This is a genomic window from Leucobacter sp. PH1c (assembly GCF_000633415.1).
Lineage (GTDB): Bacteria > Actinomycetota > Actinomycetes > Actinomycetales > Microbacteriaceae > Leucobacter.
Genome location: NZ_AYMV01000037.1, coordinates 15,046 through 28,094, shown reverse-complemented (window position 1 = coordinate 28,094; position 13,049 = coordinate 15,046). Strand labels below are relative to the sequence as shown.

Annotated in this window: 15 protein-coding genes; 9 read left to right on the top strand and 6 right to left on the bottom strand. The window is 72.1% G+C overall.

What is annotated here, in order from left to right; all coding sequences use genetic code 11:
• A partial coding sequence (locus U874_RS0112200; RefSeq protein WP_025134819.1) for a ferrochelatase occupies nucleotides 1-1,208 on the bottom strand: 1,208 nt, incomplete at its 3' end.
• 145 nt (nucleotides 1,209-1,353) lie between these two features.
• Between U874_RS0112200 and U874_RS0112195 the strand changes: the two genes are divergently transcribed.
• Nucleotides 1,354-1,992 carry a MarR family winged helix-turn-helix transcriptional regulator gene (locus tag U874_RS0112195; RefSeq protein ID WP_025134818.1) on the top strand — a complete coding sequence of 213 codons (639 nt, stop codon included), beginning with the start codon at nucleotides 1,354-1,356 and terminating at the stop codon, nucleotides 1,990-1,992.
• Between the two features lie 18 nt (nucleotides 1,993-2,010).
• On the opposite strand, the gene U874_RS0112190 is transcribed toward U874_RS0112195, so the two are convergent.
• The 3 genes from U874_RS0112190 to paaI form a co-directional block, all read right to left on the bottom strand.
• Nucleotides 2,011-2,682, bottom strand: a complete 672-nt coding sequence (locus U874_RS0112190) for a TetR/AcrR family transcriptional regulator (RefSeq protein ID WP_025134817.1) — start codon at nucleotides 2,680-2,682, stop codon at nucleotides 2,011-2,013.
• Nucleotides 2,683-2,760: 78 nt separating this feature from the next.
• Entirely contained in the window at nucleotides 2,761-4,065 is a 1,305-nt protein-coding gene (gene paaK, locus U874_RS0112185) for a phenylacetate--CoA ligase PaaK (protein ID WP_025134816.1), read from the bottom strand.
• 113 nt (nucleotides 4,066-4,178) lie between these two features.
• Nucleotides 4,179-4,676: a hydroxyphenylacetyl-CoA thioesterase PaaI gene (paaI, locus tag U874_RS0112180; protein WP_025134815.1), complete on the bottom strand. Its 498-nt coding sequence runs from the start codon at nucleotides 4,674-4,676 to the stop codon at nucleotides 4,179-4,181.
• A gap of 205 nt (nucleotides 4,677-4,881) precedes the next feature.
• Between paaI and paaA the strand changes: the two genes are divergently transcribed.
• The 7 genes from paaA to U874_RS0112145 all read left to right on the top strand — a co-directional run bounded on the left by paaA (nucleotide 4,882) and on the right by U874_RS0112145 (nucleotide 9,961).
• A complete protein-coding gene (paaA, locus tag U874_RS0112175; protein WP_025134814.1) occupies nucleotides 4,882-5,859 on the top strand; it encodes a 1,2-phenylacetyl-CoA epoxidase subunit PaaA in 978 nt (325 codons plus the stop codon).
• A gap of 26 nt (nucleotides 5,860-5,885) precedes the next feature.
• Nucleotides 5,886-6,191: a 1,2-phenylacetyl-CoA epoxidase subunit PaaB gene (gene paaB / locus U874_RS0112170; protein ID WP_025134813.1), complete on the top strand. Its 306-nt coding sequence runs from the start codon at nucleotides 5,886-5,888 to the stop codon at nucleotides 6,189-6,191.
• Nucleotides 6,188-7,015: a 1,2-phenylacetyl-CoA epoxidase subunit PaaC gene (paaC, locus tag U874_RS0112165; RefSeq protein ID WP_025134812.1), complete on the top strand. Its 828-nt coding sequence runs from the start codon at nucleotides 6,188-6,190 to the stop codon at nucleotides 7,013-7,015. Before paaB ends, paaC begins: the two co-directional genes overlap by 4 nt.
• Complete coding sequence (paaD, locus tag U874_RS0112160; protein WP_025134811.1) at nucleotides 7,009-7,518, top strand: 1,2-phenylacetyl-CoA epoxidase subunit PaaD; 510 nt, start codon at nucleotides 7,009-7,011, stop codon at nucleotides 7,516-7,518. Before paaC ends, paaD begins: the two co-directional genes overlap by 7 nt.
• Nucleotides 7,519-7,545: 27 nt before the next feature.
• The gene (paaE, locus tag U874_RS0112155) at nucleotides 7,546-8,655 is read left to right on the top strand and encodes a 1,2-phenylacetyl-CoA epoxidase subunit PaaE (RefSeq protein ID WP_025134810.1); all 1,110 of its coding nucleotides are present in this window, start codon (nucleotides 7,546-7,548) and stop codon (nucleotides 8,653-8,655) included.
• A gap of 29 nt (nucleotides 8,656-8,684) precedes the next feature.
• Nucleotides 8,685-9,500 (top strand): enoyl-CoA hydratase/isomerase family protein, encoded by an 816-nt coding sequence (locus U874_RS0112150; protein WP_051582911.1) that lies wholly within the window; start codon nucleotides 8,685-8,687, stop codon nucleotides 9,498-9,500.
• Between the two features lie 77 nt (nucleotides 9,501-9,577).
• Entirely contained in the window at nucleotides 9,578-9,961 is a 384-nt protein-coding gene (locus U874_RS0112145; protein WP_081810013.1) for a hotdog fold thioesterase, read from the top strand.
• Here the strand turns inward: U874_RS0112145 and U874_RS0112140 are convergent.
• Nucleotides 9,958-11,592: an FAD-dependent monooxygenase gene (locus tag U874_RS0112140; protein ID WP_025134807.1), complete on the bottom strand. Its 1,635-nt coding sequence runs from the start codon at nucleotides 11,590-11,592 to the stop codon at nucleotides 9,958-9,960. The two genes, U874_RS0112145 and U874_RS0112140, sit on opposite strands and share 4 nt — an antisense overlap.
• A gap of 50 nt (nucleotides 11,593-11,642) precedes the next feature.
• Between U874_RS0112140 and U874_RS0112135 the strand changes: the two genes are divergently transcribed.
• Nucleotides 11,643-12,230, top strand: a complete 588-nt coding sequence (locus U874_RS0112135; RefSeq protein WP_025134806.1) for a CGNR zinc finger domain-containing protein — start codon at nucleotides 11,643-11,645, stop codon at nucleotides 12,228-12,230.
• Here U874_RS0112135 and U874_RS0112130 read toward each other — a convergent pair.
• Nucleotides 12,227-12,991: a TetR/AcrR family transcriptional regulator gene (locus tag U874_RS0112130; RefSeq protein ID WP_025134805.1), complete on the bottom strand. Its 765-nt coding sequence runs from the start codon at nucleotides 12,989-12,991 to the stop codon at nucleotides 12,227-12,229. The two genes, U874_RS0112135 and U874_RS0112130, sit on opposite strands and share 4 nt — an antisense overlap.
• Between the last annotated feature and the right edge of the window lie 58 nt (nucleotides 12,992-13,049).

Here is a 13,049-nt window from a genome sequence, read left to right as displayed (position 1 = left end):
CGCGGGGCCGCGCCGCCCTTCGCGCAGCATCCGGGGCGGCACACATCGAACCAGGGCCCGATGCTCGTCGTGTTGGCGCGCTGGCCCACGGGCCGCCCGATCACCCGCTCCCGCACCAGATCGACGAGCGCCGCGACGAATGCGGGATCGACGCCCGGCGTCGCTACCCGGCGCACCCAGAGTCCCTGCTCCTCCGCGGTCTCGCGGGCCTCGCGGTCGAGATCCCAGAGCACCTCGAGGTGGTCGCTCACGAAGCCGATCGGCACGATGATCACCGCGGTGCGAGCCGTGAGCTCCTCGATCGCGTCGTTGATGTCGGGCTCGAGCCAGGGGGTCGACGGAGCGCCCGAGCGCGACTGGTAGACGAGCTGCCACGCGAGATCGGGGGCCGCCGCCATGACCCGCTCCGCAACGGCGAGGTGCTGCGCCGCGTAGCCGCCGCCCTCGACGTCCGCGAAGAGCCCGGCGCCGGAGTTGCTCGCGTCCGCGCTCGGGATGCTGTGCGTGGAGAACAGCACCTCGATGGCCTCGCGCGCGTGGCCGGCGGCCTCGGCTTCGGCGACCGCGGCGTCCACCCCCGCGATGAACGGCTCCACGAAGCCTGGGTGGGAGAAGAACTGGCGCACCTTGTCGATCTGCAGCTCGGTCTCGAGCCCCGCGGATTCGAGGGCGTCCGCCCAGTCCTCGCGGTATTGCCGGCACGACGAGTAGGAGGAGTAGGCGCTCGTGGGGATGGCGAGGATCCGGCGCACCCCGTCGCGTGCCGCTTCCGCGAGCACGTCGTCGAGGTACGGGGCCCAGTTGCGATTGCCCCAGTACACGGGCAGGTCGATGCCTGCGGCGCGCAGCGCCTCGGAGAGCGCGACCCGCAGCTCGCGGTTGTGGTCGTTGATGGGGCTCACCCCGCCGAAGGCGCGGTAGTGGTGGGCGACCTCCTCGAGGCGCTCGTCCGGGATCCCCCGCCCCCGGGTGACGTTCCGCAGGAAGGGCAGCACGTCCTCCTGCGCCTCGGGGCCGCCGAAGCCCGACAGGAGCACCGCGTCGTAGCTGCCCGCGCGCTCGATGTGGGGCTCCCCCGCCTGCGCCGCCGGGGTGGCCGACGCGACCCGGGCCCCGGGAGCGACGTGCACTCGGGTGGCCTGCGGCGGTTTCGTCTCGCGGCGGGCCGCGGTCTCGCTCGAATGCTCCTGCGCGGACGTGTGCTTCATGCTGCTCTCCAACTCGGCCGGGGATTCGGGTCGCAGCGCCGCGCGCAGCCGGGGTTTTCTGACGGAACACCAGCCGGTCGCGCACGGCGCCGCGTTCGTTAGCTTAGCGAAAGATTAGCCGAGCAAGAAATCGTATACTGGAGTCATGGCCCACACGAGCGAGGAGCGCGCGGAGCACCGACGGCGATCGGTCGCCGCGAGCACCCTCGACGCGCACGAGCTGAGCGAGGCGGACACCGCGCAGGCGTTCGCCGTCATGGACGCGCTCGGCGCGTGGCAGGAGGCGGGCCGCGCACTCGCGAAACTCTCCGCCGACTACATGCGGCTGAACGAGACCGACATGCGCGCCATTCGCATGGTGATGGCCGCGCAGCAGCGGGGCGAGGTCGTCACCCCGAAGGACATCGCGCGCGCGGTCGACATCACGAGCGCGTCCACCACGAAGCTGGTGGATCGCCTCATCGCGGCGGGGCACCTGAAGCGCTCGCCCCACCCGAGCGACCGCCGTACCGTGAGCATCGAGGTCACCCCCGCCACACGGGCCACCGCGAGCAGCACCATCGGGCGCCAGCACGCGCGGCGCTTCGCGGTCGCCGCCGCGCTCACGCGGGAGGAGCGCGCCGCGGTAATCACCTTCCTCACCGGAATGCTCGAGGCCGACCAGCCGCAGCCCGAACTCCTGCAGCATGAACTGCCGCAGCCTGAACCGCCGCAGTCTGAACCGCCGCAGTCTGAACCGCCGCAGTCTGGCCTGCCGCAGCCCGAACTGCCGCGTTCCGCATAGGCGGCTGCGCAGCGCCGGCTAGCGGAAGTCGCGCTCCTCGTTCACGCGGAGCCCGGTGCGCACGTACTTGAGCACGGTGTCGGCCAGCTGATCGGGCGTCTCCGGGCCGTCGGGCCGGTACCACTCGACGAGCGAGTTCACGAGGCCGAAGGTGAGGCGGGCCGCGATCGCGGGCGCCACGTCGTCGCGCACGCTGCCCTCCGCGCGGGCGGCCTCGAACACGCGACTGAGGCGCGCGGTGAGCGCGCGCCTCCGCGCGAGCGCACGCAGCTCGACCTCGGAGTTGCCGTGGAGCCGGAGCAGCAGGGTGAGGTACTGGCGCCGCTCGCACGCCACAAGCACGGCCTCGCGCACGATGCGGCGGATCCGCAGCACCGCGTCCGTCTCCTCGGCCTCGGCCTCGTCGAAGACGCGCTCCAGCTCACCGAGCGCGCGCTCGAGCGCGATCTCGAGCATCTCGGCCTTCGACGAGAAGTGGTGGTAGACCGCGGACTTCGAGAGCCCGAGCCGCTTCGCGATCATGTCGAGCGAGGAGGCGTCGTAGCCGCGATCCATGAACAGCTGCACGATGATCTCGAGCATGCTGTTCTGGTCATAGCCCGGACGGCCGCGCCGGCTCGCGGCGCTCGGAGCTCCTGGAGCCGCCGCGCCCGGAGCCGCCGTGCTCGCCGCCATGTCGGACGCCACCATGGCTGCTCCTTCCCAGGGCCCGCGCCTCCGCAGACTCCCCGCGCTCGCGTGCGGGCCGAACGCCCCCACGCCCCCAAGTTACCGCAGGTCGTAGAGCCGTTTCAGCTTTCCCTCGGAGCGGGGCAGGCTGCCGCACGCGACGAGCTCGGCGCCGAGGCTCGTGCCGACGCGATCCTTGATCCGCTTCTGGAGCAGGCGCAGCGCGCTCTCCGCCTCGGCCGGGCCCGCATCGATCGTGGGCTCGATCTTCACCACGAGGTGGTCCATCGTGCCGCGGCGCGAGAGCTCGAGGATGAAGTGGGAGGTGAGCGCCGGGATCTCGCAGGCGATCTCCTCGATCTGCGTGGGGAACAGGTTCACGCCGCGCAGGATGATCATGTCGTCGTTGCGGCCCGTGATCTTCGCGATGCGCCGGTGCGCGGGGCGCGCGGTGCCTGCGGAGAGCGAGGTGAGATCGCGCGTGCGGTACCGGATCATCGGGAAAGCCTCCTTCGTGAGCGTCGTGAAGACGAGCTCCCCCTGCTGGCCGTCGGGCACCTGACGGAGCTCGTCATCGATGATCTCGGGCAGGAAGTGGTCCTCCCAGATGTGCGGGCCGTCCTGCGTCTCGACGCACTCGTTCCCCACACCCGGCCCCATGATCTCCGAGAGGCCATAGATATCGACCGCCTTGAGGTCGAGGCGGGCCTCGAGCTCCTGCCGCATCGAGTCGGTCCACGGCTCGGCACCGAGGATCGCGACCTTGAGGCTCGACTGCCGCGGATCGAGACCGGCCCGCTCGAACGCGTCGGCGATCGTGAGGAGGTAGCTCGGCGTGCACATGATCGCGTCGGGCTGGAAGTCGTTGATGAGCTGCACCTGCTTCTCGGTCTGCCCGCCCGACATGGGCACGACCGTGCACCCGAGCCGCTCGATGCCGGCGTGCGCGCCGAGGCCACCCGTGAACAGGCCGTAGCCGTAGGCGTTGTGCACCTTCCAGCCGGGGCGCACCCCCGAGGCGTAGAGCGAGCGCGCGATGAGGTCGGCCCAGTTGTCGAGGTCGCGGTCGGTGTAGCCGACCACGGTGAGCTTGCCGGTGGTGCCCGAGGAGGCGTGCACGCGACGCACGTCCTCCATCGGCACGGCGAACAGCCCGAACGGGTAGTTGTCGCGCAGGTCGCTCTTCGTGGTGAACGGCAGCCGCTCGATGTCGCGCAGCTCCCGGATGTCGTCGGGTGTGACACCCACCTCCGCGAAGCGGCGCTGGTAGAAGGGGACGTTCTCGTAGGCGTGGCGCACCGTCCACTGGAGGCGCTGCAGCTGGAGGCGCTCCAGCTCGGGGCGCGCGAGGCGCTCCTCGGGGTGGAGTCCGATTTCGGCGAGCGTACGTGCGGTGGTCGGCATGGGTCCTCTTTCAGGTGTGCGGCGGTGAACACGAAGGTGGGCGGGATCTGGAGCGGGGCGGGATCCCGGCGCGCTGCGGCGCGCGGGGCCGGCGGGCGGGGCCGGCGGGCGGATCAGGCGGGGGCGGGGATCGCCCGGTTCGTGGCGAAGGAGCGGCCGCGGAACTCGGCGACGACGCTGCCGTGCTGGTCGGTGATGGTCACGTCGTAGAGGCCGTTGCGCCCGGACAGCCAGCGGCGCTCGGCCGTGGCGGTGAGTACGTCGCCCGCGTGCGTAGCGCGGGTGAAGGTGACGTCGGCGCCCGAGGCGACGACGGCGGTCTCGGCCTCGTTGCAGGCGTAGGCGAAGGCGGTGTCGGCGAGCGTGAAGACCATGCCGCCGTGCGCGATCCCGAAGCCGTTCGCCATGTCGTCGCGCACGACCATGTCGAGCACGGCGCGGCCGCGGGCGAGTTCGAGCACGCGGATCCCTAGCGCCTCCTTGGCGTTGTCGGTGCGGAGCATCGCGGTGGCCGACCAGCTCGGGTCGAGCGGGATCTCGGCGGGCGTGAGCTCAGCGCCCGAGCGCTCGCGGACGGCCCCTGAGGGGGAAGGGTTCAGCGGTGAACTCATGTGCGCTCCATTGCGGTTGGGGATCGTTCGCCTGATCTGGAGCCCGGCGTGGCGCTCGATTGCGATCGTACTCGGAGAAGACTATACTCACTGAATGTTCGGTAAGTAATTCAACTGGCCGCAACTCTACCACTTCGCGCCCCATCGGGATACCCCGCGGATCGCGCGACGAGACCGGAAGAGCCCTGACGCAAGGAGGCAGCAGATGGCACCCACGGCAACACCCGAGACCCACTCCCCCGCGGAGGCGGAGGAGCAGGCGCACTTCGATGCGATCATCGCGGCCGACCAGCGCATCGAGCCCCGCGACTGGATGCCCGAGAAGTACCGCGCGACGCTCGTGCGGCAGATCTCGCAGCACGCGCACTCCGAGATCATCGGCATGCAGCCCGAGGCGAACTGGATCACGCGCGCGCCCAGCCTGAAGCGCAAGGCGATCCTCATCGCCAAGGTGCAGGACGAGGCGGGCCACGGGCTCTACCTCTACTCGGCCGCCCAGACGCTCGGCGTCACCCGCGAGGAGATGACACAGAAGCTCATCGACGGCAAGGCGCGCTACTCCTCGATCTTCAACTACCACACGCCCACCTGGGCCGATATGGGGGCGATCGGCTGGCTCGTCGACGGCGCCGCGATCTGCAACCAGGTGCCGCTGTGCCGCGCGTCCTACGGCCCCTACGGCCGTGCGATGGTGCGCATCTGCAAGGAGGAATCGTTCCACCAGCGCCAGGGCTTCGAGATCCTCTACGAGCTCTCGCACGGGACCCCCGAGCAGAAGCAGATGGCGCAGGACGCGGTGAACCGCTGGTACTGGCCGTCGCTCATGATGTTCGGCCCGAGCGACGACGCTTCCCCTAACTCGGCGCAGTCGATGGCCTGGAACATCAAGCGCTTCTCGAACGACGAACTGCGTCAGCGCTTCGTTGGCATGTGCGTGCCGCAGTTCGAGGCGCTCGGCCTCGAGTGCCCCGATCCGGACCTCCGCTTCGATGAGGAGACCGGCCAGTGGATCTCCGGCCCCATCGACTGGGACGAGTTCATGGCCGTGCTCGACGGCCGCGGCCCCGCGAACGCGGAGCGACTCGACCATCGCCGCACCGCCCACGAGGAGGGCGCGTGGGTGCGCGAGGCCGCTGTCGAGTACGCCAGGAAGCAGCGCGAGCGCGCGCGCTTCGCCGCATAGATCACCCGCACGACAAGGAGACGAAGATGTCGACACCCGGAGAGATGGGAACCGAGGCCTGGCCGCTGTGGGAGGTGTTCATCCGCGCGAACCGCGGGCTGAGCCACGTGCACGCGGGATCGCTGCACGCCCCCGACGAGGCCATGGCGCTGCGCAATGCGCGGGATCTCTACACCCGCCGTAACGAGGGCGTCTCGATCTGGGTGGTGCCCGCCGCCGCGATCACCACGAGCGACCCCGATTCGAAGGGCGTGTACTTCGAATCGCCCGCCGGCAAGAACTACCGCCACGCGATCTACTACACGGTCGCCGAGGGGGTGAAGCACCTGTGACGCACGAGGTGGATTCCCCGCACGGCTCCGTGAGCGTCGACGAGCTCCGGCTCGCGGACGAGCTCCCGGGCGACGGCAGCACGGCATCGCCCGACGTCGCCGAGTACGCGCTCTGGCTCGGCGACGACTCGCTCATCCACTCGCAGCAGCTCTCCTGGTGGATCAGCCGCGCGCCCGAGCTCGAAGAGGACATGGCCCTCGCGAACGTCGCGCTCGATCTGCTCGGCCACGCCCGCGCGCTGCTGCACTACGCGGGCACGGCGAGCGAGCGCTCGGAGGACGATCTCGCGTACTGGCGCGACGAGCCCGAGTTCCGCGCGAGCTGGCTCGTGCAGCAGCCCAACGGCGGCTTCGGCGACACGATCGCGCGGCTCTTCGTCTTCTCGGCGTACCAGATCCAGGTCTACCGGGCGCTGCTCGACAGCTCCGACGCGACGCTCCGAGCGATCGCGGGCAAGGCCGAGCGCGAGGTGGCGTACCACCTCGACCACGCGGCCCAGTGGGTGCTGCGCCTCGCGGGCGGCACCGAGCTCTCGCGCGAGCGGATCGTGCTCGGGATCGAGCGCGTCTGGCCGCACGTCGAGGAGCTCTTCACCGACGAGCCGCTGAACGACCGCCTCGCCGGGATCGCCCCGCGCCCCTCCGAGCTGCGCGCGGGCTTCGACCGCGCCGTCGCGACCGTCTTCGAGGAAGCGGGGATCGCGGTGCCCGAGGTGCAGCCGGCGCGGGCCCGCGGCCGATCCGGCACCCACAGCACCCGCATGGGCTACATCCTCGCGGAGATGCAGTGGCTCGCGCGGCGCCACCCGGGTGCATCATGGTGACCGAGCTGCGCCCGGCGGATCCCGCCGCCGCACGGGTCTGGGACATCGCCGCACAGGTGCCGGATCCCGAGGTGCCCGTGCTCACGATCGAGGACCTCGGCGTGCTGCGGGCGGCCCGCGTGACCGAGGCGGGCGCGGAGGTGGTGCTCACGCCCACCTACTCCGGCTGCCCCGCGATCGACCAGATGCGCGATGACGTGACGAGCCGGCTCCGTGAGGCGGGCTACGCGAACGTGGCCGTCTCGACGACGCTCTCCCCCGCGTGGACCACCGACTGGATGAGTGCCGCGGGCAAGCAGAAGCTCGAGGAGTACGGGATCGCCCCGCCCCACGTGCGCTCGGCGCTCGGCGACGGCCCCGTGCGCCTGCAGCTCGCCGTGAAGTGCCCGCGCTGCCACTCGACCCGCACGCGCGAGGTCGCGCGCTTCGGCTCGACCGCGTGCAAGGCGCTCTACGAGTGCCAGGCCTGCCTCGAACCGTTCGACTACTTCAAAGTTCACTAGGCTCCCCGAGCCGCGAAGGGACCATCCATGGCCGCCATCAACCTCGGCGCAAAGAAGCGCGCGACGTTCCACGAACTGCGGGTCGCAGAGGTGCGCCCCCTCACCGAGCACAGCGTCGAGGTGACGTTCGAGGTGCCCGAGCACCTCGCCGACGATTACCGCTACCTCGCCGGGCAGCACCTCGCGCTGCGCGCCACGATCGACGGCGAGGACGTGCGTCGCTCCTACTCCATCTGCCGCCCACCGGCCGACGGCCGGATCTCGGTCGCCGTGAAGCGCGACTTCGGCGGTGTCTTCTCGAGCTGGGTGAACGACGAGCTGCGCGCGGGCGACACCCTCCAGGTGATGACGCCGCAGGGCGCCTTCACCTCCAACCTCGACGAGCTCGCGGGCCGTCACGTGGTGGGGATCGCCGCGGGCTCCGGGATCACGCCCATCATCACGATGGCGCACCGCGTTCTCTCGCAGAGCGAGACGTCGCGCTTCGACCTGCTCTTCACGAACCGCTCGACCGTCGACGTGATGTTCGTGGAGGAGCTCGCGGATCTGAAGGATCGCTTCCCCCAGCGCTTCGCCCTGCACCACATCCTCTCGCGCGAGCAGCGCTCGGCCCCGATCCTCTCGGGCCGACTCGACGAGGAGCGCCTGCGCACGATCCTGCGCGAGGTGATCCCCGTCGGCCAGGCGGACGAGTGGGTGCTCTGCGGCCCGTTCGATCTGGTGCAGCTCTGCCGCGACCTGCTCGCGGAGAACGAGGTGCCGAGCTCGCACGTGCGCTTCGAGCTCTTCGCCACGGGCGAGCCGGGCGCGCAGCTGCCCCGCGCTCGGCCGGTCGAGGTGCGCAGCGGCGAGCAGACCATCGTGATCGACTTCACGCTCGATGGCACCTCAGCCTCGGTCGAGAGCCCCGTGGCCGCGAACGAGACCGTGCTGAACGCCGCGCTGCGCGTGCGGCCCGACGTGCCGTTCGCCTGCGCGGGCGGCGTGTGCGGCACCTGCCGAGCCCGCGTGATCGAGGGCTCGGTCTCCATGACCGAGAATTACGCTCTCGAGGCTGACGAGATCGAGCGCGGCTACGTGCTCACCTGCCAGTCGCACCCCCAGTCCGAGCGCCTCGTCGTCGACTTCGACGCGTGACCGCCACCGAGCAGGAGACCCCCATGACGATGCCAGCACCCGAGGTGACCCTCACGATCGCCGACGGCGTCGCCGAGATCGCGCTCGCCGCCCCCGAGCGTCTGAACGCCCTCGGCCCGGACACGCTCCGCCAGCTCTCGGCGGCATACACGGCCGCCGAGGAGGCGGGCGTGCGCGCACTCGTGCTGCGCGGCGAGGGCCGCGCATTCTGCGCGGGCCGCGACATCTCGGGCGTCGATCCCCGCGAGGACGACGTGCTCGGCTACCTCGAGGGGCTCGTGCAGCCGCTGCTGGAACAGATGAGCGCGTTCCCCGCCCCCACGTTCGCAGTGGCCCACGGCGCCTGCCTCGGTGTGGGGCTCGGCCTGCTCATCGCGAGCGATGTTGTCTACGTCGCCGATGGCGCGAAGATCGGCAGCCCCTTCGCGAAGCTCGGCGCCACCCTCGACTCGGGCGGCCACGCCCTGTTCGTCGAGCGGCTCGGCGCGCACCGCACGCTCGACCTCATCATCACCGGGCGGCTCATGAGCGGCGCGGAGGCCGTCGCCGGCGGGCTCTTCTCGCAGGCCTTCCCGGACGCCGAGGTGCTCGATCGCACACGCGCCGCGGCCCGGGAGGCCGCGAGCGGCGCGACGGAGGCCTTCCGCGCGTCGAAGCAGCTCGTGCGGCAGCTCCGCGACGAGCGCGTGGGCCTCTGGGCGTCGATGTCCGCGGAGAACCGCGCGCAGGCGGCGCTCTGCGACACGGACGACTACCGCGAGGGCTTCGCCGCGTTCCAGGAGAAGCGGCCGCCCGTCTTCTCCGGCGCTCCCGCCGGGTCCGAGCCTGCGGGAGCGGGCGCGTGACCGCCCCGGTGGGCACCGCGCTCCCCGGCGCGGACAACTGGATCGCGGCGAACGGCTCGGGCGAGCTCGCCGACGCGATGGGGATCGAGTTCACCGAGTTCACCGTCGAGCGCACGGTGGGGCGCATGCCCGTCGCCGGGAACCGCCAGACCGTGGGCTTCCTCCACGGCGGCGCCTATGTGGTGCTCGGCGAATCGCTCGGCTCGATGGCAGCGAACCTGCATGCGGGGCCCGGCCGGATCGCGGTCGGCGTCGACGTCAACGCGACGCACACCCGCTCGGCCACCGCGGGCTACGTCACGGGCGTCTGCACGCCCGTGCACCTCGGGCGCACGCTCACGGTGCACGAGATCGTGGTCACCGACGAGGCCGGCCGGCGCTGCTGCACGATCCGGATCACGAACCTCATCAAGGACGCGCCGGATCACGCGCGCGCAGGCTCCGGCGGGCCCGCGAGCTAGGCTGCGCCGCCAGCGCCACCCGCGCCACCAGCACGACCCGCACCGCCGAGCGCAGCCGTGAGCGCAGCGGCGAGCTCCTCGGGCCCCCGCAGGCGGGCCGCGATGTGCCCGTCGGGGCGGACGAGGAGCGCGGTAGCCGCGGCTCCGCCCGGCTCCTCGCCAGTCGCGCCTGCCGCGCTGGCGAGCCCGGCTCGCGCAGCGAATGCGCCCGGCTCGGCCTCGCTCTCGCCGGTGATCTGCCGGAGCACCACGGGCACCGGGCGGCGCCCCGCCGGGAGCGCCGCGGCCCGGCTCGCGAGCGCCGCGTCCACAGCCTCGGCGCTCCAGCGCTCGGAGTCGACGCTCACGAGCACCCAGTCCCCACCGAGCAGATCGAGGGTCGATCCCCCGTCGCTGAGCGGGGCGTGCGGCACGCGCCGCCCGGTATCGCCTGCGGGCGCATACGGCCCGGGCTCGAGCGGCGGCTCCGCGCCGACGCGCACACCGAGCAGCAGCTCGTCGTCGATGCCGTAGCGGCCGCCGAAGTTGCCGCGCGAGATCTCGATGATCGCGGCTCCGACGGGCCGTCGCTCCCGCGTGTAGTCGTCGAGCAGCTCGGGCCCGGCCTGCTCCGCGAGCACCGCGGCGAGCCGCCAGGCGAGCGCCTCGGCGTCGCCGATCCCCACGTTCATCCCATGGCCGCCCGTCGGCGGCGTCTGGTGCGCGGCGTCCCCGGCGAGGAGGATGCGGCCCGCTCGATAGCTGTCCGCGATGCGAGCGTCCATGCGCCACACGAGCGTGTCCTGCACATCGACGGCGAGCTCGGGGAGGCCCGCGGCGGCGCGCACGAGCGCGCCGAGCGCTGCCGGATCCTCCCGGAGCCCGGCTCCGTCGTCGCCGTCCGGGAGCGGGTACTGGTAGATCCACTGCGTGCGATTGTCGATGGCGAGGAAGCCGCCCTTCCCGCCCGTGAGGAAGTAGGAGGCTGCCGCACGGTCACGCACGACTTCGGTGAGCTCCGCAGCACAGCGGATCGAGAGGAAGCGGGCGATGCCCCGCTCGCCCTGGAGCGGGATCCCGGCCGCCCGGCGCACCGTGCTGCCCGCCCCGTCGCAGCCGACGAGGAACGCCGCGCGCAGCTCGGCGACCGCCCCGGCCGGGCCGAGCGCGCGGACGCGCACGCCGTCGGCATCGGCGAGGACCTCGGTGACCCGGTGCCCGAAGCGCAGCTCGGCGCCCGCCGCTCGTGCGGCCTCGCAGAGCACGGGCTCGAGCACGTCCTGCGAGCAGAGCACGCCCGGCGCCGGGGTGGCGCCGCTCGCGTGCGTGGTCGGCGGCTCGGAGCGCGTGAAATCCGGATCCGCGAGCGTGTCGCCCCGGAAGAAGCGGATCTGATCGGCGGGGAGCGCGACCGCGCGGATCGCGGCTTCGAGGCCGAGCGCGCGGAAGGTCTCCATCGAGCGGGCGGAGATGCCGCGCGCCTTGGGGTGGGTGGAGAGCCCTGAGTGCGCTTCGAGCACGGTGACCGAGACTCCGGCTGCCCGGAGCGAGATCGCGAGGGTGAGGCCGATGGGCCCGGCGCCCACGATGAGCACCTCGGGGGCGGTGTTCGTGCGGTCCGCCGCACCGGCGGGAGCAGTCGTCTCGGTCATGCGCCTCCAATGGTAACGCTGAAACTTATTATTGCCGTTACACTAGAGCCATGGACACGACTTCCGCAAGCCCGCGACCGCTCGGCCTCCGCTTCGCGACGGACTTTGCCAACACTGATTGGGCGCCCACCGGCGGGGAGACCGAGCCGCACGGCGCCCCGGCCGCGTGGCGGGAACTCTGCGCCACGCACGGCGACCCGGAGCTCGGCGAGCGCGAAGCGGAGGCCGGCGCACTCGCGGCCGTCGCGGCCGAGCTGCTCGCCGTGTTCGCGGAGTCCGATCCGCAGCTCGCCGCGACCCGCGTGAATGCCGCCCTCCGAGCACACCCGGGCCCGAGCGAGCTCGCGCAGCTCCCCGACGGCCGCTGGGTGACGCGGCCCGCCCTCCCGCGGGACGCGAGCGCCGCGGTCGCCGCGCGCGTGCTCATCAGCTCCGCACTCGCGCAGTGGTTCGCCGAGCGCGGCCGCTGCGCGTGGGGCCGCTGCGCCGCCGCGGACTGCGGCCGCGCCTTCATCGACGAGGGCAGGCGCACGCCCCAGCGCTTCTGCTCGCAGAGTTGCGCGACGCGCACGCGGGTCGCGGCGCACCGGGCCGCGCAGCGCGGGGCAGGATCCGGCTCAGGCGGGACCGCGAACTAGGCCGGGGCGCCCGCGCGGCGCTCGGGCGTCTCGACCGAGGGGCGGCCGTCGACGTTGTTGAGGCGCACCCACTCGTCCCAGCTCGTGGGCGCACCGAGCTCCTCGGGGCGCGCGCCACCGGGAACCGGTTCACCGGCCGCGCGGCTGCGCAGCCCCGCGAGCACCGATTCGAGGTGCCGGAGGTGGAGCTCGTTCGACCGGGCGCGCGGGATCGCGTAGACCGGGCGCAGGTGCGAGACCGTGAGCATCACGTCCGCCGGCCCGAAGTCGCGAGGCAGCACCCCGCGACGCTGGTCGATCGCGACGAGTGCCGCGAGCGCGTCGTGCAGGCGATCGGAGAGCGCGTCGATCTCGGGCGTCGTGCCCACGTACTGCCCGAACGTGGGCATCCGCGAACCGGGCGCCTCAAGCACTTGCCGCCGGAGAAAGCGACCCACCACGGACTCGGCGGGAGCCGAGGCGGCGCCTTCCGCTCCGCCGCCCTCATCGGCGTCTGCGCACCCCTCGGCGAGCGCGCAGATCTCTTCGAGGGAGAGCACGCGGATCGCGTTCACGAGCTCGACCTTGCTGGGGTAGCGGCGGTAGATGCTCGCGACCCCGGTGCGCGCGCGTGATGCGATCTCCGACATGGGCGCACCCCACCCCCACTCGCTGAACACCTCGCGCGCGGCGCGCAGGATCGCGCCGTCGTTGCTCTGGGCCTCGCGCGCGCGGCCGCGCAGGGGGCGGGCGTCCGCACTCGCGCCGTCGGGTGAATTCATGCTTCCCAAGGTACCGCCGACTGGCCTACACTTCTATCGGAACGAACCATTCCGTTCC

Excerpts from the sequence above, each read along its gene's own strand:
- U874_RS0112195 (WP_025134818.1), top strand. The coding sequence starts at position 1,354 with ATGGCCCACACGAGCGAGGAGCGCGCGGAGCACCGACGGCGATCGGTC.
- U874_RS0112190 (WP_025134817.1), bottom strand. The coding sequence starts at position 2,682 with ATGGTGGCGTCCGACATGGCGGCGAGCACGGCGGCTCCGGGCGCGGCG.
- paaK (WP_025134816.1), bottom strand. The coding sequence starts at position 4,065 with ATGCCGACCACCGCACGTACGCTCGCCGAAATCGGACTCCACCCCGAG.
- paaI (WP_025134815.1), bottom strand. The coding sequence starts at position 4,676 with ATGAGTTCACCGCTGAACCCTTCCCCCTCAGGGGCCGTCCGCGAGCGC.
- paaA (WP_025134814.1), top strand. The coding sequence starts at position 4,882 with ATGGCACCCACGGCAACACCCGAGACCCACTCCCCCGCGGAGGCGGAG.
- paaB (WP_025134813.1), top strand. The coding sequence starts at position 5,886 with ATGTCGACACCCGGAGAGATGGGAACCGAGGCCTGGCCGCTGTGGGAG.
- paaD (WP_025134811.1), top strand. The coding sequence starts at position 7,009 with ATGGTGACCGAGCTGCGCCCGGCGGATCCCGCCGCCGCACGGGTCTGG.
- paaE (WP_025134810.1), top strand. The coding sequence starts at position 7,546 with ATGGCCGCCATCAACCTCGGCGCAAAGAAGCGCGCGACGTTCCACGAA.
- U874_RS0112150 (WP_051582911.1), top strand. The coding sequence starts at position 8,685 with ATGCCAGCACCCGAGGTGACCCTCACGATCGCCGACGGCGTCGCCGAG.
- U874_RS0112145 (WP_081810013.1), top strand. The coding sequence starts at position 9,578 with ATGGGGATCGAGTTCACCGAGTTCACCGTCGAGCGCACGGTGGGGCGC.
- U874_RS0112140 (WP_025134807.1), bottom strand. The coding sequence starts at position 11,592 with ATGACCGAGACGACTGCTCCCGCCGGTGCGGCGGACCGCACGAACACC.
- U874_RS0112135 (WP_025134806.1), top strand. The coding sequence starts at position 11,643 with ATGGACACGACTTCCGCAAGCCCGCGACCGCTCGGCCTCCGCTTCGCG.
- U874_RS0112130 (WP_025134805.1), bottom strand. The coding sequence starts at position 12,991 with ATGAATTCACCCGACGGCGCGAGTGCGGACGCCCGCCCCCTGCGCGGC.